The organism is Paenibacillus sp. FSL R10-2782 (genome assembly GCF_038592985.1).
Taxonomy (GTDB): Bacteria; Bacillota; Bacilli; order Paenibacillales; family Paenibacillaceae; genus Paenibacillus; species Paenibacillus terrae_C.
Genome location: NZ_CP151951.1, coordinates 3,812,593 through 3,836,190 on the forward strand (window position 1 = coordinate 3,812,593; position 23,598 = coordinate 3,836,190).

Consider the following 23,598-nt stretch of genomic DNA (forward strand, 5'->3'; position numbering starts at 1 on the left):
AATCTCTTTATTCAAAGCGATAAGCCAAATATAGCACTGTAGTAACAAGTGATTATATTCACACAAAAATCAAGTGCTTTTTGTATGAATTTGGTTTGACAATGTGTAAAAATTGTGACATATTATTTTTCGGAAACGTTTCCTAATTCATTCGCTTTTATAGCAATTACAGATCATATATTCGTCAAGGAGATGACAGACATGCAAGCATTGAGATGGCATGGAGTAAAAGATTTACGTTTGGAAAACATTGAGCAGCCCGCCGCTCTGGCAGGAAAAGTAAAAATCAAAGTAGAATGGTGTGGCATTTGCGGAAGTGATCTTCATGAATATGTAGCAGGACCTATTTTCATTCCTCAAGATGCTACTCATCCTTTGACTGGAGAAAAAGCACCGATCGTAATGGGACATGAATTCTCTGGACAAGTCGTCGAAATCGGCGAAGGTGTAACCAAGATCCAGGTTGGCGACCGTGTTGTCGTAGAGCCGGTTTTTGCGTGTGGAAAATGTAATGCATGTAAACAGGGCAGCTATAATCTGTGCGATAAAATGGGCTTCCTCGGTCTCGCAGGCGGCGGCGGTGGATTTTCTGAATATGTCGCAGCTGATGAGCATATGGTACACAAAATTCCAGAAAGCGTATCTTTCGAGCAAGGCGCTTTGGTAGAGCCTTCGGCTGTTGCTTTGTATGCTGTTCGTCAAAGCCAGCTGAAAGTCGGCGACAAAGCCGTAGTATTTGGCGCTGGTCCTATCGGATTGCTGGTTATTGAAGCTTTGAAGGCTTCTGGAGCATCTGAGATTTATGCAGTAGAGCTTTCCGAGGAACGTAAAGCTAAAGCTGAAGAGCTGGGTGCTATCGTGATTGATCCTAAGACATATGATGTTGTGCAAGAGCTGCACAAACGGACTCACGGCGGCGTAGATGTAGCCTATGAAGTCACTGGAGTTCCTCCTGTGCTGACTCAAGCTATTGAATCCACTAAAATCAGCGGACAAATCATGATCGTCAGCATTTTTGAAAAAGAAGCTCCGATCAAACCGAATAATATTGTCATGAAGGAACGCAATATGACCGGCATTATCGGCTACCGTGATGTATTCCCGGCTGTCATCAGCTTGATGGAAAAAGGATATTTCCCTGCTGACAAACTCGTTACCAAACGTATTAAGCTCGAAGAAGTGATTGAGCAAGGTTTTGAAGGTCTGCTGAAAGAAAAAAATCAGGTAAAAATCCTGGTATCTCCAAAAGCCTAATTTAGAATGAAAAATCAGATGTCTGCCATATGCAGGCATCTTTTATTATAGAATCGGACAGCAAGTCAAGAGTACATATCATCTTCTACTATGTCTACCATGAGACAAAAATTCCTGCTCGAAATAAGGCGAATAAACGATTTCCATGGTACAATTTGTATAAATATAATGATTTTGAAATACATAGGGGGTAGACAGCATGAGTGGTTCAAAAATGGTATTAAGTACAGGAGCTAATGCACCTTTGGGTTCAGAAGAAATAGTGAGGGTAAAAATTACATGGGAGCATGCGCCAGCCGAGCTGGATGTTAGCTGTTTTATGGTAGGCCAAGATAGTAAAGTCGCTTCGGATGACTATTTCATTTTTTACAATCAACCAGCAGATCCGCACAGCCATATACGTTTAGAGCGCCCCAATAACAAAACCGCTGAATTCACTGTAGCCTTAACGGCTTTGCAAGGAACTGGAGTTGATAAATGTGTATTTGCCGCCACTCTGGATGGTCCAGGTACTTTTGCCGATGTGATTGGCTGCACATTGACCGTTCAGGGAAGGCAGGTACATATCGCCTATAGCATTACCGAGGCCAGCAAAGAAACGTCACTCGTATTCGCTGAAATATACCGCCATACGTCAGGCTTCAAGCTTCGCGCAGTTGGGCGTGGCTTCAACGGAGGCCTGAAACCGCTTGCCGAGGCTCATGGCGTCACCGTGGAAGAAGAGGAGCCGTCAGCAGCACCGACGAATACTGTGAATGCCAAAGCGGAGGCAAATGCTTCCCTTCCCGGTAGCGGAAAAATCAATTTACTTAAGCAGAGTGTGCAAATTTCATTGAAAAAGAAACAGATAGACCATGAAAAAGCACGAGTAGCGGTTGTATTAGACGCTTCTGGTTCCATGGGGAAGCTGTACTCACTGGGAACCGTGCAAAAAGCCTTCGAACGTGTGTTGGCTGTAGCCGCCTGCATGGATGATGATGGTGAAATGGACGTATGGTTTTTTGCAGACAAAGCCCAACGCGCTCCAAGCGTCACGGAACGAGATTACGAGAATTACGTAAAACGAACTTTCCCAGAACCTGGATATGGGAAAATAGGATTAGGTAACAATGAGCCTGAAGTGATGACGGATATCATTTTAAAATATACAGAAGAAGTACCTAATGAAACAATCCCAACCTACATTATCTTTTTCAGTGATGGCGGCGTGTATGAAACGAAAAAAATATCAAAGTTGCTGATCAAGTACTCGAAAACTCCGATTTTCTGGCAATTCGTCGGACTCGGTAATGCCGATTATGGAGTCCTTCAAAAGTTGGATAATCTGCGCGGTCGCGTAGTGGATAATGCAGATTTTTTTGCCTTGGATGACATCGACTCCGTGACAGACGCAGAATTGTACGACCGTCTGCTAAACGAATTTCCTGGTTGGCTTAAGCAAGTGCGGGCCAAAGGAATATTGCGGAGCTAATCCTTCACCACCATGCGATACCCCTGCATGGTCACTTATATATCCGCTGAGAGTAGCAATAAAAGGCAGAATGACCACTGATAGAGCAATCGTCAGCGCCATTATTCTGCCTCTTAACTGCTCTTCTACACATTTCTCTTCAGTATCCCCCCCCCATTTTTGTCATAGTAGAATAATATAAGGTTAATTCCTTGCCAAATCCTATTTCTTTCATTTCCTAATTGGATATTTTCATGTAGTATAAACCTAATTGAAGCAACCCTGTTTGGGCTTGCTGAAGATCGACTTGATGAAGGAGGATTTCGGATTGAAATCAAATGAAGCCACTTTGCACAAAAAGCTGCTCCCTAGGCATATTACCTTTATGGCTATGGGTGGAGTTATCGGGACCGGTATTTTTAAAGGAAGTACCGAAACGATCAGCTTGGCGGGGCCTGGAGTTATTTTATCCTATGTCTTCGCGGGACTTCTGCTCTTGGTCGTCATGGGCGCGATCGCCGAGATGGCTACCGTCTATCCCAACATGAATATGAAGGATTTTATTCGCAAAGCTTTTGGAGAACGGCTTTCCTTCATCATCGGCTGGTTGTATTGCTTCATGTGGCTGGCCGTCTGCATCATTGAGGTTATCGCAGCGGGAAGCTTCCTCCAATACTGGTTACCGGGTGTTCCCTTATGGGTACTCAGTTTAGCAAGTGCGGCCTTCATTATTGTGGTCAACATGCTAAGTGTCGGTGGTTTCGGGGAACTGGAATTTTGGCTTGCAGGTATTAAAATTGCCATGATTATCATCTTTATTGCATTGGGCGGCTGTATCCTGTTCGGCATCATCCCAACTGAAACTCCGCCTTATCTGAGCAATTACTTACAGCATGGCGGATTTCTCCCCAATGGCTGGCTGGCTATTTTCTCAGCGCTGCTGGTGGTTACCTTTTCCTACGGAGGCTCTGAGCTGATTGGCCTGACGTTAACAGAAACAGAGAATCCAGAAAAGGTACTTCCAAAGGTGGTTAAAAACTTTATTTTTCGCGTTGTGTTGTTCTATACGCTGCCGATTCTCATCATTTGCGGCTTGATTCCCTGGAATCAACTGGATGCGAATACCAGCCCGTTCGTACAGGTGCTATCTTCGGCAGGACTTCAAGGCTCGGCCCATGTCATGAACTTCATTTTGATTACCGCCGTACTGTCTGCCGCCAATTCGGGGATTTATGGGGCTACACGTATGCTGCATTCGCTGGCAGTCAATGGGGAAGGTCCTAAATCGCTTGCCCGCGTATCCTCGAATGGGGTTCCGGTGAATAGTCTCAAATTGTGCGCCGTGATCCTGGTTGTCGGTTCGATGGTTGCTTATATCGCTCAGGACGGACTGTTCCGTATTCTGATGGCAGTACCGGGCTTTGTCGTTTTGCTCGTCTGGAGCTGTATTTGCCTGTCCCAGTTGAAGCTGCGCAAATCTTATCCGGTGGAGCCAAGCTTCAAAATATGGGGATTTCCTTATATCACAGCGATAACAGTCGGATGCCTGTGGGTGATTGCGTTCCTGTTCTTGCTTGATCCGCAAAATCGGATCAGTATCAGCGTATGCGTGGCTTTCATGGCGTTCCTGATCATTTGGTCTTTGGTGAAGTTCCGGGGAAAGCAGGCATAAACAGCTCATGATTCAAACGTATTTGTTTCCTGTTTCTTATGCCTTTCTTGCCTTTCCTTTTGCCGCGTTGCTGTTTACGCTGCCTTTTCTAATCGTACAATACCGCAGGCATGGTTATATCCATAAAATGAGGGCATTGCTACTTTACCTGTTGCTTTTATACTTGATGAACGCCTTCTTTTTGGTGATTCTACCGCTTCCGGCATCGCGTCATAATACGGCGTTAACCGGAGGCGCATTGCAGCTCATGCCCTTGCAGTTCATTCACGACATTATCAGGGAGACATCCGTCTCTCCCTCCCAACCCTCCAGCTATCTGCATTTGCTGAAGGAACGCGCTTTTCTCCAGGTCGTTTTTAACGTTCTTATGACTGTGCCTTTCGGTATGTTCTTACGTTATTATTTCCGTGCGCGGTGGGGATGGTGTCTGATTCTGTCCTTTGGCCTTTCCCTCTTCTTTGAGGTGACACAGCTAACAGGACTGTACGGATTTTTTGACCACGCGTATCGTGTGTTTGATGTGGACGATCTGATGGCAAATACATTGGGCGGCATGCTGGGCTTTCTTTTGGGCGAGTGGTTTTCGCGTTTCCTCCCGCGTCTGGAGCATCTGGACAAGCATTTGGACATCACAACCAAGCGGGTATCCTATACCAGACGGGGCGTAGCCTTTTTCGTCGATTCCATTATCTGGACAGGTCTGCTCGGTGTTATGGAATACCTCCGTGTGCCCGTCGCCTTCTGGGTATCCAGTGGAGTATACTTCATGCTGATACCTTACCTGACGAATGGACGAACCCCAGGTAAATGGCTGGTGCGGATACATCTTGCGGGGGCAGGAAAACGTATTTCCCTGTGGGAGCTGCTAAAGCGCTACAGCCTCTTGTACTGGTTGTATTTTGGCATTAATTACGTACTGGGTGGACCCGTACTTTGGCCTCAAGTCCCTCCATGGGCGAGTGTTCTGATCAGCCTGATGCTGTTGGTCATCAACGGATGGTTCTTTTTTCATCTGGTTATACGCCTGTTCAGAAAGGGGCCGTTATTTTATGAGGAGCTTAGCCATACTACCCACCGAATTACATGGCCCAATCGACTTCGCCCCCCTCAGTCTGACACCACTGACCCTACTGATGGGTCGGAAAGTTAAATTTTATTGCACCCAAGCAGCACAAAAACAGGCGAAGCAAAGGATTGTTCCTTTGTTCGCCTGTTTTTTCTATATTGCGTATAGATGATAACTCGTTTCTTTTATTTCCACTGTGCAACTTGGTCAATCGGCAGACGAGTGGATGGATGGCCTTCATTGATACCTTTACCCATGGAAATGAGCATGACCGGTACATAACGATCTTTTTCAAGACCAAAGGCTTCAGCGATTCTGCTCTTGTCATAGCCACCGATTGCATTGGTGTCATAACCGTGAGCGCGTGCTACCAGCATGAGCTGCATGGATACCAGACCACCGTCGATCAGAACGGTTTCTTTGTTTATAACAGGATCAAGCGCTGCAAAATGGGCTGCCACTTTCTCCTGCTGCATTTCTTTAATATCTTTTGGCATATAGCCCAATTCTACAGCTTCTCCGAAAATTTGCTCGAAATTATCAAAGTTGTTCAAATCTCCGAACACGGCAATCACTGCCGAAGATGTCTCGACTTGGCGTTGATTAAAGCTGGCGAGCGGTGCCAAGGTTGCTTTACCTTCCGGGCTGTCAATCACAAGAAAGCGCCAAGGTTGCAGGTTAATGGACGATGGAGCGCGTGTCGCTTCAGTCAAAATCTCTGTCATTTCTTCGCGGCTAATTTTTACGGACGGATCGTATACTTTTACAGAACGTCGGCCCAATGCAATTTCTTTAAAATCATTTGTTTTGACAATATTGGATGTGTTCGTATTACTCATTCAAATCTCTCCCACTATAAATTAATATTTTCTCATGTTTTCTCACTCGTTCTTCGGTTTTCAGCCATTGACATATCGAGCACTGGAGAAGTCATGTAAGGATGTCATTATTTTCTGGAAGAGCCGGTGGCAGGAATAGAGGTTGGGACATTTTTCCCAATCTATGGATCAACTTCTATGATCGAACCTGGGATATCCACTCCTGACTCTTGACGGCTTACCCTCCCATGTCACGCGGGGTCTTTGCCCTTATGAAAATGGTAAAGTATTGGTGCAGTGCCTTAAACTCCGCATTCTTCGCCACCATGGGCATCACGGCCCGAAACAGTAGCGCTTTTAGCCTTGCGCGTCCTCGTTTGGTTATACTGGATTTTCCTTTTTTCTTCCCCGAGCTGTTCTCTTTGAGATTCAGTCCGGCCAGCCGTATAGTCTTCTTCTGACATTAGCGATCAGATAATAATTTTCCTCCGAAACCAATGTTTTCACTTTCGCTTTCCTTAATCAAAACAATAAAAGCCGACTCGGGTACATTCATTATGGTTGAAGCTGATGTGGTAAGTTCAGTGACCAACGATCTTTTTTGTTCTTTATTTAATTTGCCTGCTTCAATAGTAATTACTGGCATGTAAATTCCTCCTTGTTTCCCCTATGGGTATAATGTAATTGGGGTCAGTCCATATCGGACATATGACCATTCATAACTTGCAGCATATCGGCTAGCTGGTGCCGCTGGGTCTCGTCGAAGCTTTGGAGCAGCCGATCCACAAACTGTGAGCGTTCCTGTTTAAAAGTAACAATGCGCTCCCGCCCATAATCGGTCAGGCTAACCAGCGTAACTCTGTTGTCCTCCGGCTTGGTTCGTCGTGTGACCATCGCTATCGCTTCAAGCTGCTTCAAATGGCGGGTTACGGCTGCACCGTCGATGCCAACCTCTTTTTGCAGCAAGGTCTGGCTGATCTCATCCACCTGATACAACTTGCACAACAGCTGTAATCTGGATGCGCTGATTCCTGCACAACGCTCAAACTTGGAGCTAATCTGCTTGTTCAACAGCAACAGCGCTTCAAAAATATAGTCAGCCTCGGGTGATGTTTGGGTGATAGCAATCTCTCCTCCCTTAAGCCAGGTCACTGGGCATGACAATTCAACCTTTGATCCATCAATCATTGAGCTATCAAGTAATATACATCCTCCTTGAAAATAAATCAAGTCCCTGTGAAAAATAAAGTGACTCTTATCAAATAAAAGCTGAGCAACCCCGCAAGGGACTACTCAGCTTCTTCTTATATAACTTACTTATGTGATAGCTCATACAACACTCATACGATAGCAGATCAGGAGAGCCATACAGACAACGCTGTACAGGTTTTCTTGCCCTCTCCAGCCTGTTTGTAGTATCCCCGGTTAAATGATCCCGTGAGACAGCATAGCGTCAGCCACACGGACAAATCCGGCAATGTTCGCCCCTACAACCAGATTCCCAGGCACGCCGTATTCCTCAGCCGCCTTCACACTGTTCGCATAGATATTCTTCATAATATCATGCAGCTTGGTGTCCACTTCCTCAAAGGTCCATGACAGGCGCATGCTATTCTGTGACATTTCGAGCGCAGAAACCGCAACTCCGCCTGCATTGGCCGCTTTGGCTGGTCCAAACAGAACCCCATTGTCCAAAAATACTTCAATAGCCTGCAGCGTAGATGGCATATTCGCACCTTCACCCACAGCTTTTACGCCATTGCTTACCAGCAATTGTGCTGCTTGTTCGTCAATTTCGTTCTGTGTGGCACATGGTAGTGCGATATCGCATGGAATTGACCAGATACCGGAACAGCCCTCTGTATATATTGCGCCTGGACGCTCTTTGGTATACTCGCTAATGCGCAGACGATTTACTTCTTTAAGCTGCTTCACCAAATTCAGATCAATGCCGTCCGGATCATAGATGTAGCCATTCGAGTCACTACAGGCAACGACTGTAGCGCCAAGCTGCTGTGCTTTTTCAATCGCATAAATGGATACATTCCCCGAACCCGACACGACCACACGTTTACCCTCAAAGGATAAGCCTTGCGCATACAGCATTTCATTTACAAAATACACGCAACCATATCCAGTCGCTTCTGTACGTGTAAGACTGCCTCCGTAATGAATTCCTTTACCTGTGAGGACGCCACCTTCATGTCCCCCGCGAATCCGTTTGTACTGCCCGAACATGTAGCCAATCTCACGCCCGCCTACACCAATATCCCCTGCCGGAACGTCGGTATCCGGGCCAATATATTTATACAGCTCAGTCATAAAGCTTTGTGTAAAGCGCATAACTTCGTTATCTGACTTCCCTTTGGGATCAAAATCGGAGCCGCCTTTGCCGCCGCCAATTGGAAGACCTGTCAGCGCATTTTTGAAAATTTGCTCAAAGCCCAAAAATTTGACAATTCCCAGATACACCGACGGATGAAAACGGATTCCGCCTTTATAAGGACCGATGGCACTATTAAATTGCACCCGGAAGCCACGATTGACCTGTACGTTCCCTGCGTCGTCTACCCAAGGCACACGGAAGGTAATGACCCGTTCTGGCTCCACAAGCCGTTCCAAAAGCCCCTGCTGCATATACTTGGGATGCTTGGCCAGTACCGGAACCAGAGAATCCAATATTTCCTTGACGGCTTGATGAAATTCATTCTCATGAGGATTGCGCGCGATAACCTTCTCAAAAACGGACTGCACATATTCGGCTGCTGCCTGTTGACTCTGCTCTGAACGGATAATGGTCACTTTTCTAAAACACTCCTTTATATTTGACTCCTTCTACCAGAGAACGGAACGGATTCATTCCGAATTCTTGAGAGTAGGGTTTTATGTATTCATAAAATTTAGTTAACTATACATGATTTTTTATAAAAATACATCTAATTTGCTCATAAAAAAATTTTGGCCCCTTCATCAAATATCTCTATGAATCTATCATTCCTTGTCATATTACCAAGCCGAAATTCCTTGTTATACGGGGATTTTCACGATGAAACGAGGTATTTATACCTTACTCCACATGGTACAATAATGTGAACAGAATGAAATTTACATCTATAATCCAGAATGACGTTACATGGCTAGTTTATCCAAAAGTATGAAAATGATTAAAAAGAAGGCTACACACGGAGCATAGCCTTCTTGGGGTTCAATCGTATCATGATGTCCTGGCACCCGTTCTTAGCGTGATTGTCTTCTATACATAGAAGGCTTCAAGCTGACGCACAATTTCCGCCTCGTCATGCTCTACCACCTGCTGGTGCTGCGATTTAGAGAACAATTGCTCAATCTGCACCGGGAACTCCTGCTTAATGTCCACCAGACGGATCGCTTCATCGAATTTGGCAGGGTGCGCTGTTGCAAAGGTCACACATACTTCTCCATCGCCATTATACTCTTCATACGCGGCGATACCGCAAGCCGTATGCGGGTCCAGCAAATAGTCATATTCGGCTTTGTATTTGCTAATCAGTTCCAGACACTTTTCATTCGAAGCGCCAAGGGCTTCAAAATCCTGCTGTACCCGTTTCAAAGCCTCTGCACTGATCACAATCCGTCCCTCGGTTTTGAGAGTGTTCATGTATTCAGATACCTTCGCTGCATCTTCTCCAAGGAAGTAGTACAGATATCTTTCGAAATTGCTCGCCACCTGAATGTCCATGGAAGGACTATACGTGCTTTTGAAGCCGCCTGGTTTGTATTCACCTGTCTTCACGAAGCGCTCCAAAATATTATTTTCATTCGTCGCAATGATCAGCTTATGAATCGGCAAGCCCATTTTCTTCGCAAGAAAGCCGGAAAAGATGTTGCCAAAGTTACCAGATGGCACGCTGATATTAATCTTCTTCGTACCCGCAGTCTCCTGTGCCCGGAAATAAGCATAGAAGTAATATACAGTTTGCGCCAAAATACGCACAAAGTTAATCGAGTTAATCGCCCGCAGATGATGCTTGCCTTTGAAATCCAGATCGGCAAACAGGTCCTTAATGACCTTCTGACAATCGTCAAAGTTCCCTTTTACGGACAGGTTCAGTACATTTTTATCGTCAACGGTCGTCATTTGCAGCTCTTGTACCTTGCTCACCTTTTGGTGTGGGTGCAAAATACAGATTTTAATGCCTTCCTTGCCACGCACGCCCTGAATCGCTGCCGCCCCGGTATCGCCCGAGGTCGCACCCAAAATATGAATGATCTCATTCTGCTTCTTGGACACGTAGGAATAAAATTCACCCATAAATTGCAGCGCCACATCCTTGAACGCAAACGTCGGTCCGTGGAACAGCTCCAAAATATAGAGGGAATCGTTGATCTTCTTCACTGGCGTGACTTCCGGGTGACGGAAGCTCGCATAACTGCGCTCCACCAGTCCCTCCAAATCTTCACGAGGAATTTCATCATTGATATACAGCGCAAAAACTTCCAGCAGCAGCTCTCTGTAGTTCAATGTAGCCCATTGCTCCAGCGTAGCTGCCGACACGGTCGGAATCTGCTCCGGTACCATCAGACCCCCATCGTCAGCTAACCCCATGAGCACGGTATCAATAAATCCCTTGGCTTCTACTCGACCTCTAGTGCTTATATATCTCATATCCATCCCCCAATAAAAATTCAATTCGAAAACCTATTTTCGAATATATTATTGTCTATAATACCCTGTCGCGGTGCTGTAACCAAGCCTTTTTTTCATATTTTAAATACTTTCTCCTACTTTACCATACCCCGATGCATCAGGCATCTGTAATACGCAGGCAAATCGAACGTCAGAATCAGACAGTGAGTCTGGAAAGGAGCCGGCTGCTCCCGTAATTATGACCCTGAAATGGAGAGTGCAGCCAGCTTGAGCGAAGGTGAGGTACAGCTTCCCGTAAAACGCAAATCGTTGCCAACCTCTTCAATCTGCTGCAACACGTCAAAGAAATTACCGGACACCGTAATCTGATTGACTGCTCTGACCACCTGCCCCTGTTCAATCCAGTATCCCAGACAAGCCAGCGAAAAATTACCGGACGCTGTATTCGTACCTGCATGCAGTCCTTGCAGCTCGACGATCATCAAGCCGCGATCCGTCTTGCGAATCATGTCCTCCAAAGTAGAAGAACCGGGAGCCACATACAGATTATGATAAGACACACCGATTTTACCGTTATAGCTTCCCTTGGAAGCATTAGAGGTACTCTGCACCCCAGCCTTGCGGGCCGTCTTGCGATTATGGAAATACGTCCGTAGTTCGCCGTCCTTGATGATCTCATTACGATGCGTTGCGCTGCCTTCGGCATCAAACGTACTGCCTGCGGGAACGTTCTCCATCAGCGGATCATCGACCAGTGTGACATTGGCGTTTGCCACCTTCTGACCCAATTTTCCAACCAACCGCGAAAAGCCTTTATCTACCGACTCTGCTGAAAATACCGACGTATACGCAGCCAGCAATTGCGCTGCTGCATCATGACGGAAAATGACCGGATAGTTATCCGATTGAATCGTGTGAGCACCCAGCTTGGAAACAGCCTCTTTTACGGCTTTATGCGCCACATCTGCAATATTGATTTCTTCCACACTCCGCAGGGAATAATCATGCCAGCCCCCGGTAACCGTCTCGTCATTTTCTTGGGCAATCACGTAGACATAAGCGGTCGCCAGACTTTTGCGGCGATGACAGTGCAGCCCCTTCGTGTTCACAATCAGAACTTCATTTTCACGAATGCTGACCGAGCAGTGTCGAGCCATTACAATCCGTGGATCTGCGGCAAGCGCTGTACGCTCCATCTCCATTGCAGCCTCAATGAGAATTTCAGGAGCCGTGTCAGCTAACGCGGCGGCATGGGCAGGCTGCTCAGGGTAGCTTGCAGAGCCTTCAAACAGTTCATCCTGTTCCTCGCTCTCCAATATGTCCGCGTTGCTGCGAGCTTCCTCCAATAAAAAGTCGATCACGTCCGGCTCCAGCTTCTCCGTAGAGGCATAGCCCATTTTCCCGTCAATGACACCCCGGAAGGAAAGTCCACCGTTCTCGACGATGGTATATTGATCAATTTCTCCCTTCAGTACCTTTACCGAGGTAGAACGTCCATTTACATAGTAGATTTCCATATCCGCGTAGCCGATTTCCCGACCTTTTGTGAACAGCGCTTCTTGAAATTGCTGAATATTCATCGCCTATTCCCCCTTCCGTCCGCCGACGGTCATTTCGGACACTCGAATCGTCGGCTGTCCGCAGTTGACCGGAAGACTTCCGCTGACCGAGCCGCACATCCCCTGACCATGATCCAGATTGTTGCCGACCATATCAATATTTTGCAGTGTTTCAATCCCTTTTCCGATCAGTGTTGCACCTTTGACCGGCTCGGCAATTTTACCGTTACGAATCATGTACGCCTCTTCAACCGCAAAATTAAACTCGCTCGTCGAGGTATTCACCGAACCGCCGCCCAGCGATTTGGCATAGATCCCGTACTCCGTATTCGCAATGATCTCTTCACGGGTCGAATCTCCGTTCGCAATAAACGTATTGTTCATACGGGAAGCAGGCGCGAATTTATAGGATTGTCTTCGTCCTGACCCCGTCGCAGGCACACCCATCTGGCGCGAGCCCATGCGGTCGATCAGATATCCTTTTAAAATGCCGTTCTCGATCAGTACGTTGCGCTGTGTCGGCGCTCCTTCATCATCTATATTGAGCGAGCCCCACGCGTTCTGAATGGTTCCATCATCCACAGCCGTGACGAGCGGTGAAGCCACCTGCTGCCCGATCTTATTCGCAAACACGGACGTTCCATGCGCCACCGCCGTAGATTCCAGCCCATGACCACACGCCTCGTGGAAAAGAACCCCGCCGAAGCCGTTCTCAATCACGACGGGCAGTCTGCCGCTAGGCGCGTATCCCGCTGTTACCATTGTGGTCGCAATACGGGCCGCGTCTCTCGCATTTTCTTCGATATTCAGGCTCTCCAGGAATTCAGTCCCCGCATACGCCCCCGGCCCGCGGAAACCGGATTGTCTATGCTCCCCTGCGGTCGCAATCGCGCTTATTCTCATGCGTGTATACGTACGGGTATCCTCCACCAGCAGCCCATTGCTATTGGCGATCAGCACGTTCTGGATCGAGTTGCTAATGCCAATGGAGGTTTGCGTAATGGAAGGATCGTATTGGCTTGCCGCCTCATGCGCACGTCTCATCATGTCGATCTTGGCGCGTTTCTGTGATCCGTCAGGAATGATGGAAATCGGATGGTGATTAGAGATCGTGTGGGGATGGAGTGTGATCGGTTGTGTACCTGGCGCTCCACCTCCGCGAATGGCCTTGGCGGCCGATTTGGCTAGTCGAATCAGGCTCTGCTCGCTCATATCACTGGTGTAGGCGTACACCGAAAAATGCTCCTTCATAATCCGAATGCCAATCCCAAAATCCCTGCCTGACAGCGCCGTATCCACGACTCCCCCGGTCATACCCAGTTGTCCATTGGTACGGTCCTCGACGAACACCTCTGCAAAATCCCCGCCCGTCTCCAGCGCGGCTTGCAGCATATCCTGAATCTGTGTTGGATGTATCATCACGTTCCTCCTCGTTTTTTGCATTTTTGCATTATAGAAATAGTGCGGTTAAGCATCGTGATCTGCGGGTTCATGGTCATTTCCCATAACTTTACTATACATGATGTTGGGAGTGGGTGTAACTATGTGAGCGGCGGTGTGTTTGGGTGGAGTGAAGATTTATGCGGGGGGATTGAGGGAGAAATGAGAAAACCCGAGTAGACCGTGAAGGGTCATGTCGGGTTATTTGAGCATTTTGATTACTGGCTGGATTGAGCAAGTACATGCATGTAAGGCCGCTACGTGGACGGACCATTCTTCCGATCGCTGTTGCCCCCAGATTTTTTTTGATTATATTCTAATGGTAAAAATCCGGGTTCAAAAGCGAACGCTCCGCTTCTTCAGAACGATTCCGTCCCCTCCGCTACTATGCTTGGGGTTGCTTCATTTTGTTGGCCAAAATACTTTTTTTCAAACGTACTTTAAATAATTCCCTACGCAAATCCAGTTCCATGATATGAAGATGATCGGCCGCCTCTTTGACCGTTTCCATGTGCAGTACGCTTGCCTTTTGAGAAATAATAGCAAGCGCATCCAAAATGAGCTTTGTGCATGTTTTAAGTCTCTCTATGTGTTCGTCTTCCTGTTGTACCAAGCTCTCATATTGTTCGGCTGTATTTTCAGAAGGCTTCGTATGTTCCTCCCCCTTAGGCTGTTTCCGTTGAGTATCCAAAGCTATCATCTCCTTTTATTCAAAGTGTAGCAAAGGATGATGTCGGATGTGGTACGTGGATACGTATCAATGGTAGGAAAATAATAGTGGACTAGATGAATTAATTTTGGAAAATGTAGGACTAAAAATATCGGAAGACAATACAATAAACTTATTATATATAGCAAAAATAAAAAACAATGGAAAAGATACATTTATGATCAGAGAATAGCATATTTATTCAAAAATCGAAGAATAGAATCATTTATGAATTCAGGCTTTTCCCTAAGCATATGGGGTCGATGACTACAATACGGTGCAATCAGATAGCGTGAGTCTTTGACAAGAGAGCATAAATCCTTTAGCTGCTCTTCTGTAACGAACTCATCATGTTCGCCAGCAATAAAAAACGCCGGACATGTAATGCTGCTTAACTGTTCTCGTGTCAGTTGAGGATAAAGACGCCAATCCTTTGCGCTCTGACGCATAAACTCTTGCCAATTTCCCCGATGTGCCTCCTCATGCCGTTCCATCATTTGATGAATCATTTCGTAACGTCCGTTTTCAATGAGCCACTCTGGTTCAAATTCGTTAGCTCCTTCAGGACATGCCCATCCACTACAGCCTATGGTCGTAAGGGTTGCGAACTTTTGAGGATGCTTCGCTGCACAATACAAAGCAACATTTCCCCCACAGCTGTACCCAATTAGATGTGCCTTTGGAATATGTAATTTTTCCAAAAAATCAATAACGTCTTCTGCTAATTGAGGGGTACTCCACTCCAGACTATCGCATTTCGTTCTACCATGCCCTCTGTGATCGGGGAAATAACATGTATACTTCTGTTGAAAATCAAGTAATTGAGATGAAAAAGCTAGAATTCCCCTTGAATAATGGCTATGCAAAAATATTATAGGTTCCCCTATACCCAATTTTCCGTAGTACATTTCTAAATCCTCAAACTGTATGTATGGCATTTGATCCTCTCCTTTTCTACAAGGTTATTACTTATGTAAAAGTAATGCTATGTTCAATTGTTAAGTGAACTATGTATATCACTAAGCGTATTATTGATTGCAAATTACGCTCAGCATGCCTTTAAATTAAAATAATAATCCATCCTCTCCTTTCCAGAAATACACATAGTAAATACCCCAACGAATGGGCCATTCTGTAAACTAACTCTCTCTTTTAACCGATAAATACATATGCTGGATTTAGGAAAGGAGACACCTATGGAAAATATCGTGACGTACGGTCATATCGAAATTATGCCTTATGAATTCGTTCGCCTTCATGAGCTTAAAATCTTAAAAACAGTCAATGACCATGCCCGAATGATCTGTACAGGCATCATCTCGGAGAAAAAGCGCGAGCTGTATGTACGTGCTTCAGATGAAGAAACTCAGGTCAAAGCTTTTGTTACAGACCAAAATGGCAATCGACAGCCCCTTTTTCGAGGCATTGCCCTGGATGTGGAGGAAAAAGTCGTTCACGGCGTTCATTACCTGACCGTCGAAGCCATTTCTCATACCTATGAGCTAGATATTAAGCGGCATCAGCGTTCTTTCCAGAACCCCAAGCTCACCTATACGGGTCTGATCGAAACTATTGTATCGGACTACTCCAAAGCCGAAGCCATGGATGTGGTGTCCCACAAGAAGCCCATCGGTACCTTTATCATGCAATATGATGAAACCGACTGGCAATTTTTGAAACGGATGGCTTCCCACTTCTACTCTCCACTCATTCCTGCGGTGGGCTATGGGGTACCAAAGTTTTATTTTGGCCTGCCTATGGGCCTGAGCAAAGGAGAAATACACTCCACCAATTATAAAGTCACCAAACGGGTCGCGGATTTCCAAACTGCCTCTGAAAACCATATTCCCGGCGTACGCGATGCTGATTTTATCCAATATGAGGTCGAGACAGAGAAGCTGCTGGAGCCTGGCTATGAAGTGACCTTCCAAGGCCATAAGCTGATCGTAGCTGAGGTGCTAACGGAGATGAAGGATGGAGTGCTGACCCATACCGCCAAGCTGTCGCCACGAAGCGGCTTACGTCCTATTAAAGACTACAATCGCTCCATTATCGGTGCTTCCATTCATGGCAAGGTACGGAGCGTTCGTGGGGACAAGGTCCGCGCCCAGCTCGATATGGACGATCAGCAAGACCCGAACACGGATTACTGGTTTCCCTATTCTACCATTTATGCATCTGCGGATAACACGGGCTGGTATTGTATGCCTGAGGACGGGGACAGTATTCGTATTTATTTCCCAAGTTATAAGGAGGAAGAAGGATACGCGATCAGCTCGGTTAAAAGAGAACCGCAGCCTTCCGCTGGAAAATCTTCTGCCGCTACTGGACATGCGACTGCTGCTGCTTCGTCTGCCGGAGCAAAGTCTTCTTCTGCAATGTCCGCAGCAGCTCCTGCGCCTGATCGAATGGCTGACCCTGCCATTAAGACACTACGAACCAAATACGGCAAAGAAATCATGCTCGCCCCCGATCAAATCGTCATCTCCGGCAACGGCATGTCCATTGTCATTAACGATAAAACGGGCATTGATATTGTAAGCGGAAAAAATGTGAGTATTAGCGCGGCCTCCGATATCGTTATGAGTTCCGGCAACATCCAGCTTTCTGCCGGAAAAATCGAGCTATCCGGTAAAGGCAATACCATTACGCTGGATGATAAAACGACCTTCTCCGGTACGGAAATCAAGATGAACTAACGGGAGGGGTAGTAGATGGATAAACAAGCGGCGCTACACCATTTTAAGGAGCATTATTTTACACCCTTGCTGGAATTACAGCTAGACACGCTGGAGAACAGGTTTCATCGTTGTCAGGATCAGCTCATTTCCGACTTCCAGAAATCGTTCAGGGATTTATGTATACACATTTTGAGCATGCAGCACCAAGGCCAAAAAGAACCGATTGGATATATCCACTACTCGTTCTTGCGCACTCAGATGCTGGAGCAAACCTACCTATATATGGTCGAGGCTTATTCTGCTGAATGGTACGAAGATGATTCCGATTGCAAGCTAACCTATGACGCTTCATGGGCTTACGCACCTATGAGTACCATGTTGGAAGCCTTGGAGCAGGAGCGAAAAATATATATGGGGGCGATCACTTCCGTGGACGTTGAACGACTGATGCTGGAATCCGCTCCCTTTTTCCACCAGTTTGTGAGCTCACTCCTGCGCTTAGGGTTGGCAGAAGCCGTTCAAATGCCTGAGTATCTCGCTATTCATAAAGCTGATCGTTTAGCCATCCGAACGGGCGAGTACAAGGATATCAGCGAGAATCTATATGTCGAAGATCAGGAAGCGCTAGTTCCAGATAATGTGAGCGAACAATTGATGCAATCCAGCGAAGAAGAACCCTATGTTTACGAAAACCTAAAGCTGCTCTCTCTTCCCCACCTTCACCTGATCCAAAAGGATTTGCGCTATAACGATTTTAGCCACAGTGACTTACGGGAAAGCCAGTTTCACACCTGCATATTGATCGGGAGCATCTGGCAACGAGCGAATTTGGAAGGAGGCAGCTTTCAGGGGTGCCTACTGACCGACACGGATTTTAGATATAGCGATTTGAGAGGTGCTAGCTTCAACCGTGCCAGCGGACAGCCGCATCGGGAACATGGAGCTCGGGTGCCGGGGCTAGGTGGACTGCGTTTTGAACACGCCAATCTGGATGGAGCCGATTTTACGGATGTACATTCGTTTGAACATGCGTATTTTGAGGGGGCTTCGATGCAAGGAACCCTTGTCCCGCGAAGATACCAACAGCATTGGAAGCTGAATGAAGCACAGCGTCAATCCATCGTATGGACAGAGTAAGGAGAAATGTGTATGCGCCATTATTATGTGCTGGTCGACGATCATCGTATTTCGCGCCAGATCGAACCTGTAAATACGGTTCTTTTTAAAACACCATTTGTTGGCATGCCCCCGGCTCAGGTTTTAGATGTTCATGCGACAGAAGATGCCGAGTATACAGACTGGCTGCCGTTCTCAGCCTCACAACCGCTATTTTCCGATCCGATGAAGCGGATTCTGGAGCTATATAATTCACAAGCCCGTTTTAAACAGTTGTATATCGTGAACCGGGAACCTGGCCGCCAGGAATTATATTGGATTTCATCTGTTCCCTCTGTGGATGGTATTTCAGAGCAGACTGAATTTTATCCGCACGATCAAACGCTGAAACGCCTTGTGCTGGATAGTCAAAAGGTGAAAGAGCACCATTTTTTTCGACTGTCCAACGTGAAGGAACCTTATTTCATCGTTAGCTTGGAGGCTGCTGAAAGCTTGCTTCGTCGAAGTTTGAGTGGTTTTCGGCTACAGAAGCTAGAACTCTTATAAGGAGGTTCAATCTTGACGGAGCATTGGGATGAATTTTTTTTGAAGCTGCATTATCAACAAACGTTGAAAGAGCAGTTAAGCGGGGCGGAGAACGATGAAAGCTGGATGCTGGTATCTATTGAAGAAGCGATAAAGGGAATTTTGAAGGGCTCACTAACCCTTCCGGATGAACAGGAAATCCGGTTTCAAGCCCTTCCTGTCTTCGAGGATCAACTTACCCTATCCCTGCCGGATTCTCTCATTCCAGAAGCTCGTGCCAGGCAGACGATAGACCCGTCGAAAAGCTTCGTCGTTCAAGACAAGCTGGGCGGAATCCTGTTCGGACTGCACCAAAGTGGGCAAGATCTGGACCCCACGCAGATAGAAATCTATCAACAACAGATGATTGAGCAAACGAGTCGTGTACAACCGAGTATGAAGCTCGTGGATGAAAAGGCTCTTTCTATTGAAGATACTATCATCGGCTGCTATGAAGCTATTTTTCTAGTTTCCCCCTCCCCTTATTATCAGATTGCCTTTGTGCGTTCCTGGCATGGCAAGGCTGTGATCGGGAGCTGCCACTTTAAGCTGGAGGATGCCCCCTTATGGGTTCCCTTAACCTATGCCATGCTGCACACCGCGACATGGTCGGAACTTTCTTAAATGTTTACCTTTTATCCAAGGAGGTGCTTATATGTTTTTACCCCTACTTATCAAGGCACTGGCCCAAGGTGCGCTCAGCGGGGAGCATTCCTATGTGGTCAGAGGAGCCAAGTTACAGTGTAGTCAAGGTACAGACCCGGGTGTGCTCAATACGATGTACAGCCACGGCGTCTACATTAAAGATAAACCCGTCCTGAGCGTAGAAGATGCCATTTGTGGAGCGAATATTAGCAAAATCAATGCTTTTGGTCTGTGTAAATTGAAGCAGGGTCTTCCCTGTGAACCGGAAATTGCGTTTGGGTCCAAGTGGACAGGCGGAAAAGAGGATGTGTTGATCGAGGGTGCCCCTGCCCTGCTCAGTAATTCGACCTTAATGTGTAGCTGCACAGGTGTAACAGACGCGATATCCTCCTTTTTTGCTGGAGGCAGCACGGACAATTCCGCTACGGGATCGGGTGGTGGAGGCATCATTTCCATTACAGATGACGGACAGGATGGCTGATTTTATCAAGCAAGGAGAGTAAGGGATGAGCATCGTAGCGAAAGACCGCTTTACCTATCAGCACTTACATGTCACTTGGCCCTATGGCAAGCTGCGTCTTACGCACGTCCACATGAGTCATGAGCTGGGAGAACATGCCAGACTGGTGATCACAGGCAGCTTGGAAGCCCATCAGGCAGATACGATTATTACTAAAGCAAGCAGCGACGATAAGATCGAACTCTGGTATTCGGATGCCAAGGAACGGAAACACCCCTTATTTATGGGGCAATTGTACTGCGTAGATGTACAGCACCTGCATCAAGAGATCGTGGTGAATCTCGACGTCATTTCTCATAGTTTCAAACTGGATACGCAGCTCAAAAACCGTTCTTTTCAACACATCCATCAAAAGTATGTAGACATTGTAGATGCGGTACTGGCCGATTATAAAGGCTCGGACAAGATTGATGAGGCTTTTGAGAAAAAAGCGACAGACCAGTTCATCATGCAGTATCAGGAGACGGATTGGACCTTTTTAAAACGGTTAGCTTCGCATGTAGGTGCCCTTCTCGTTCCTAATATCGTTTCACACCATGCGCAAATTTGGATCGGTATCCCGCAGGCACGGCAGCATATTCAATTGAAAGAGGTTCCTTTTACGCTACAGCGCAAGATTGCTCCCTATCTGGATCAGGAGGCGAACGGCTGGAAATCGGCTGCCATCGGGGATTACACCCGATATACCTTTGAATGGGATCAGATGCTGCAACTGGGAGACGAAGTCAAGCGCAATCACGAAACCTACGTCATCACCAAGCGTGAAGGCCAATTGATTCGTGGCTTGATGACCTGGTCGTATGAGTGCGCCCTGTCGGCGGGCTTGATGGTCCCTAAAATATACAATCGAACCATCATTGGTGCCGCTATTGAAGGAAAAATACTGGAGGTCAGCCGTAATCAGGTTAGACTACATTTGGATATGGACGATCAGCAGAATCCCAAAGATGCCCAATGGTTCCCCTATTCTGCCGAAGGTAATCAGGTCTGGTATCTCATGCCGGAAAAAGGCGCACAGGTGAAGCTGTATTTTCCAAGTGCAGACGAAGATGATGCGATGGTCATTCAATCCGTGCGGACGAAACCAACTAGCGTTGCGACCCCTTCCTCACACGCCGCTCAAGGTGCCGTGGTCGAATCACCTGCAGCACGTCATAGCCGTAAAACAGCCGACCCCGGGGTGAAATCTTTTGCAAATCCGCAGGGAAAAGAAATATCCTTGGGCAACTCCGAGCTGTCGATGAGTGCTCAGGAAGGATCGCTGTACATTTCCATGAATGCCCATCATGGCGTGAGCCTGAACAGTACTCAGCATGTTCAGATTCAAGCTACAGGCAGCCTTCGTCTTTCAGCAGGAAGCATCCTCCTGAAAGGAACCAACGGCTTACACCTGAATACAACCACCGATACGCTGGATTTGGAACAGGAAGTCAACAGCGTGAGCGCTGAAATCCAGCTTCAAGCTTCCCTCCATCAATACTACCCTGAGCCGCTGTTGTCTGATTTTGAGAAGCAGGTCGCTGAAAAGGGAATCCAAAGTGTGCTCGGAGCACGCGTGAAGGAAAATGTAGGTGCCACGCTCAAGGGAGAATGGGATGCGGGAGTAGAATTTGTAGCAGGTGTATGGGATATGGTGGTCGATGTAGCAGATATGGGAGTCATGGTGGCTACTCCTTTCGTCATGCCGGGTAACGTCACCGGGAAAGGCTTTCTGGAGCGTAATGAGACACTTGAAGGAATTAAGCATGCAGGAGAATATATTGCGGAAACGGTCACTTTTCAAAAGTCAGGGAACGAACTTCTGAATGACGGGAAAAAGGCTTGGGATGGTTTTACAGAACCTCTTGTGAAAAAGTGGAACAATTTTATTCCAAACCCGCTGACAGACACGAAGCAAGAAAGTTATGATGCAGGGTATGACAGCATAAAAGCTGTAGAGCGTGGAGTGGATGTCATTACAATCGTCAAGGGAGGAGCCAAACTCACTAAGAATTTAGGAAAGCTAGGCAAAGAAGAAGCCTCCTTCTCTAAAGGAATCAAGGGTGCGGAAGAAAAGAACGGTGGAAAAGGTGGAGCGCCGGGATTATTCGGGGATGCTGCGAAAGCCGACTCTGCTCTAGCAAAGGCAGGAGATGGAAAATTCAAAACGAACGCCCTCCGCCTTCCGACCAATTTCGAATCCTTGGGTAGTTACTTGCAAAGTGTAGCCCGAAAGATGAATATCCGTATAACTAAAAGATCACCCATCTTTGCAACGGCTGGAGGTCATTATAAGTTTTATGATCTGGGTCCTGATGTCCCTCATTCCAAAGCGGGTGCGAAGGTTTCGCCTGAGAGACAAAAACAAATGGATGCGTTAGAATCAGGAGAGTATACGGGTAAGGGTAATAAGGGGACGGGTGAAGCTGCTAAGTCTGTTATAGAGAAAGAGAAATGGCTTGAGAGTCTACAAAACACAGAAAACTTCAAACAAGGGACTAAAGAAAATGGATTAAACCATATTTTTGATGGTGAAATACTCAAAAATGGAAATGCCAATGGTTTTCATTATGAAGGAATGCCAAATAGTAACGGTAAAATTGTCGGAAATATTGACCCACCTAATGAGTTTGGTGTCTATCAAGCCAATATTGAAATTAATGAAGTATTAAAAGGACCTAAATCCACATTTTTTCCAAAGGAATGGACACCACAACAGGTGATAGAATCAGTAAATGAAGCTTTTAATAATAAAGTAATTATAAAAAACAATAAATATATAGGGAAAACAAGCACGGGAATGGAAATAGAGTTTATTTTAAGAAATGATAAGATAATTTCAGCTTATCCAGTATATTGAATTGGAGGGTGTTCGAATAATGATTAAATATAAATATAAACTGAAATATATGGACGAATTCAATATAGTTGTATTGGATTTTGACGAAGAAAAATCACTGGAGTTCGCAAATATGATAAGTGATCCCTTAGGATCTGATATACCTTGGAGATTTAAAGATTTGAAAATTGATATTGATAATTATGTTGATTTATTAAGGGGAAATATACCCGAATATAGACATGGAGGAAATGCATCAAGCGTTATATCCTATAGAGACTATACAATAATTGAAGATCCATTTTATGATGAGGAAGAAGATGAAATTGAGCCGATCTGTAAATTAGAGACAGTTGAATTTGTGAAAATTGTATTAGTATGGGCTTATGAAACTTATAAATATAAAAGCGAGAGGGGGGTGATTGCTCGAGAGGAGGCAGACATGGTTATGAAATGGATTGAACAAAAAATGATAGAAGTTAAGAGTATAGAAAATAACGAATAAACATAACTAACACTGAGAAGCTTATTCCTATTAGAGTCATAAAGAGGAATAGGCTTTTCAATATACCTACAGTCTTTATAATATTGAAACATTACATAAATTTTGATTTGGGTAACGTAGACGGATACGGACTAAGATCGTTTTCTCCTTAGGG

At 46.1% G+C, this 23,598-nt stretch carries 20 protein-coding genes and 1 pseudogene; 11 read left to right on the forward strand and 10 right to left on the reverse strand.

The annotated features are described in order from the left end of the window. Positions 1–201: 201 nt before the first annotated feature. From NST83_RS17245 to NST83_RS17260, 4 genes are all read left to right on the forward strand, one after another. Positions 202–1,254, forward strand: a complete 1,053-nt coding sequence (locus NST83_RS17245) for a 2,3-butanediol dehydrogenase (protein ID WP_342415054.1) — start codon at positions 202–204, stop codon at positions 1,252–1,254. A 199-nt stretch (positions 1,255–1,453) separates the two neighbouring features. Beyond that, positions 1,454–2,725, forward strand: coding sequence for a VWA domain-containing protein (locus tag NST83_RS17250; RefSeq protein WP_342415055.1), 1,272 nt, complete (start codon positions 1,454–1,456; stop codon positions 2,723–2,725). Between the two features lie 307 nt (positions 2,726–3,032). Further along, on the forward strand, positions 3,033–4,376 hold the full coding sequence (locus NST83_RS17255; RefSeq protein WP_342415056.1) for an amino acid permease: 1,344 nt from the start codon (positions 3,033–3,035) through the stop codon (positions 4,374–4,376). Positions 4,377–4,383: 7 nt separating this feature from the next. Further along, on the forward strand, positions 4,384–5,526 hold the full coding sequence (locus NST83_RS17260; protein WP_342415057.1) for a VanZ family protein: 1,143 nt from the start codon (positions 4,384–4,386) through the stop codon (positions 5,524–5,526). Positions 5,527–5,627: 101 nt separating this feature from the next. Here the strand turns inward: NST83_RS17260 and NST83_RS17265 are convergent, their stop codons facing one another. The 10 genes and pseudogenes from NST83_RS17265 to NST83_RS17310 form a co-directional block, all read right to left on the reverse strand. Then, positions 5,628–6,281, reverse strand: coding sequence for a nitroreductase family protein (locus tag NST83_RS17265; protein ID WP_342415058.1), 654 nt, complete (start codon positions 6,279–6,281; stop codon positions 5,628–5,630). Between the two features lie 217 nt (positions 6,282–6,498). Further along, a pseudogene (locus NST83_RS17270) lies at positions 6,499–6,717 on the reverse strand (transposase); the annotation flags it as partial. A 6-nt stretch (positions 6,718–6,723) separates the two neighbouring features. Then, positions 6,724–6,906, reverse strand: a complete 183-nt coding sequence (gene dmpI / locus NST83_RS17275; protein ID WP_044648957.1) for a 4-oxalocrotonate tautomerase DmpI — start codon at positions 6,904–6,906, stop codon at positions 6,724–6,726. Positions 6,907–6,950: 44 nt separating this feature from the next. Continuing rightward, positions 6,951–7,448: a MarR family transcriptional regulator gene (locus tag NST83_RS17280; RefSeq protein ID WP_342415059.1), complete on the reverse strand. Its 498-nt coding sequence runs from the start codon at positions 7,446–7,448 to the stop codon at positions 6,951–6,953. A gap of 237 nt (positions 7,449–7,685) precedes the next feature. Further along, positions 7,686–9,062 (reverse strand): NADP-specific glutamate dehydrogenase, encoded by a 1,377-nt coding sequence (gene gdhA, locus NST83_RS17285; RefSeq protein WP_342415060.1) that lies wholly within the window; start codon positions 9,060–9,062, stop codon positions 7,686–7,688. A 451-nt stretch (positions 9,063–9,513) separates the two neighbouring features. Next, positions 9,514–10,905, reverse strand: coding sequence for a threonine synthase (gene thrC, locus NST83_RS17290; RefSeq protein ID WP_342415061.1), 1,392 nt, complete (start codon positions 10,903–10,905; stop codon positions 9,514–9,516). A gap of 218 nt (positions 10,906–11,123) precedes the next feature. Beyond that, positions 11,124–12,467 (reverse strand): TldD/PmbA family protein, encoded by a 1,344-nt coding sequence (locus tag NST83_RS17295; protein WP_342415062.1) that lies wholly within the window; start codon positions 12,465–12,467, stop codon positions 11,124–11,126. Between the two features lie 3 nt (positions 12,468–12,470). Beyond that, positions 12,471–13,865: a TldD/PmbA family protein gene (locus NST83_RS17300; RefSeq protein WP_342415063.1), complete on the reverse strand. Its 1,395-nt coding sequence runs from the start codon at positions 13,863–13,865 to the stop codon at positions 12,471–12,473. Between the two features lie 406 nt (positions 13,866–14,271). Beyond that, on the reverse strand, positions 14,272–14,577 hold the full coding sequence (locus NST83_RS17305) for a hypothetical protein (RefSeq protein ID WP_342415064.1): 306 nt from the start codon (positions 14,575–14,577) through the stop codon (positions 14,272–14,274). Positions 14,578–14,777: 200 nt separating this feature from the next. Then, positions 14,778–15,533, reverse strand: a complete 756-nt coding sequence (locus NST83_RS17310; RefSeq protein WP_342415065.1) for an alpha/beta hydrolase — start codon at positions 15,531–15,533, stop codon at positions 14,778–14,780. A 258-nt stretch (positions 15,534–15,791) separates the two neighbouring features. Between NST83_RS17310 and NST83_RS17315 the strand changes: the two genes are divergently transcribed. The 7 genes from NST83_RS17315 to NST83_RS17345 are packed head-to-tail and all read left to right on the forward strand — an operon-like array spanning position 15,792 to position 23,444. Further along, on the forward strand, positions 15,792–17,294 hold the full coding sequence (locus NST83_RS17315; RefSeq protein ID WP_342415066.1) for a hypothetical protein: 1,503 nt from the start codon (positions 15,792–15,794) through the stop codon (positions 17,292–17,294). Positions 17,295–17,309: 15 nt separating this feature from the next. Continuing rightward, positions 17,310–18,413, forward strand: a complete 1,104-nt coding sequence (locus tag NST83_RS17320) for a pentapeptide repeat-containing protein (protein WP_342415067.1) — start codon at positions 17,310–17,312, stop codon at positions 18,411–18,413. A 12-nt stretch (positions 18,414–18,425) separates the two neighbouring features. Continuing rightward, positions 18,426–18,938, forward strand: a complete 513-nt coding sequence (locus tag NST83_RS17325; protein ID WP_342415068.1) for a hypothetical protein — start codon at positions 18,426–18,428, stop codon at positions 18,936–18,938. Positions 18,939–18,950: 12 nt separating this feature from the next. Further along, complete coding sequence (locus NST83_RS17330) at positions 18,951–19,580, forward strand: hypothetical protein (protein ID WP_342415069.1); 630 nt, start codon at positions 18,951–18,953, stop codon at positions 19,578–19,580. A 31-nt stretch (positions 19,581–19,611) separates the two neighbouring features. Continuing rightward, complete coding sequence (locus tag NST83_RS17335) at positions 19,612–20,082, forward strand: DUF4280 domain-containing protein (RefSeq protein WP_342415070.1); 471 nt, start codon at positions 19,612–19,614, stop codon at positions 20,080–20,082. 25 nt (positions 20,083–20,107) lie between these two features. After that, entirely contained in the window at positions 20,108–22,960 is a 2,853-nt protein-coding gene (locus tag NST83_RS17340) for an EndoU domain-containing protein (protein WP_342415071.1), read from the forward strand. A 19-nt stretch (positions 22,961–22,979) separates the two neighbouring features. Next, positions 22,980–23,444: a hypothetical protein gene (locus NST83_RS17345; protein ID WP_342415072.1), complete on the forward strand. Its 465-nt coding sequence runs from the start codon at positions 22,980–22,982 to the stop codon at positions 23,442–23,444. The last annotated feature ends 154 nt before the right edge of the window (positions 23,445–23,598 follow it).

Bases quoted from the DNA above. Each gene is read 5' to 3' on its own strand.
- NST83_RS17245 (WP_342415054.1), top strand. From the start codon at position 202: ATGCAAGCATTGAGATGGCATGGAGTAAAAGATTTACGTTTGGAAAAC.
- NST83_RS17250 (WP_342415055.1), top strand. From the start codon at position 1,454: ATGAGTGGTTCAAAAATGGTATTAAGTACAGGAGCTAATGCACCTTTG.
- NST83_RS17260 (WP_342415057.1), top strand. From the start codon at position 4,384: ATGATTCAAACGTATTTGTTTCCTGTTTCTTATGCCTTTCTTGCCTTT.
- NST83_RS17265 (WP_342415058.1), bottom strand. From the start codon at position 6,281: ATGAGTAATACGAACACATCCAATATTGTCAAAACAAATGATTTTAAA.
- dmpI (WP_044648957.1), bottom strand. From the start codon at position 6,906: ATGCCAGTAATTACTATTGAAGCAGGCAAATTAAATAAAGAACAAAAA.
- NST83_RS17280 (WP_342415059.1), bottom strand. From the start codon at position 7,448: ATGATTGATGGATCAAAGGTTGAATTGTCATGCCCAGTGACCTGGCTT.
- thrC (WP_342415061.1), bottom strand. From the start codon at position 10,905: ATGAGATATATAAGCACTAGAGGTCGAGTAGAAGCCAAGGGATTTATT.
- NST83_RS17295 (WP_342415062.1), bottom strand. From the start codon at position 12,467: ATGAATATTCAGCAATTTCAAGAAGCGCTGTTCACAAAAGGTCGGGAA.
- NST83_RS17300 (WP_342415063.1), bottom strand. From the start codon at position 13,865: ATGATACATCCAACACAGATTCAGGATATGCTGCAAGCCGCGCTGGAG.
- NST83_RS17310 (WP_342415065.1), bottom strand. From the start codon at position 15,533: ATGCCATACATACAGTTTGAGGATTTAGAAATGTACTACGGAAAATTG.
- NST83_RS17315 (WP_342415066.1), top strand. From the start codon at position 15,792: ATGGAAAATATCGTGACGTACGGTCATATCGAAATTATGCCTTATGAA.
- NST83_RS17320 (WP_342415067.1), top strand. From the start codon at position 17,310: ATGGATAAACAAGCGGCGCTACACCATTTTAAGGAGCATTATTTTACA.
- NST83_RS17325 (WP_342415068.1), top strand. From the start codon at position 18,426: ATGCGCCATTATTATGTGCTGGTCGACGATCATCGTATTTCGCGCCAG.
- NST83_RS17335 (WP_342415070.1), top strand. From the start codon at position 19,612: ATGTTTTTACCCCTACTTATCAAGGCACTGGCCCAAGGTGCGCTCAGC.
- NST83_RS17340 (WP_342415071.1), top strand. From the start codon at position 20,108: ATGAGCATCGTAGCGAAAGACCGCTTTACCTATCAGCACTTACATGTC.
- NST83_RS17345 (WP_342415072.1), top strand. From the start codon at position 22,980: ATGATTAAATATAAATATAAACTGAAATATATGGACGAATTCAATATA.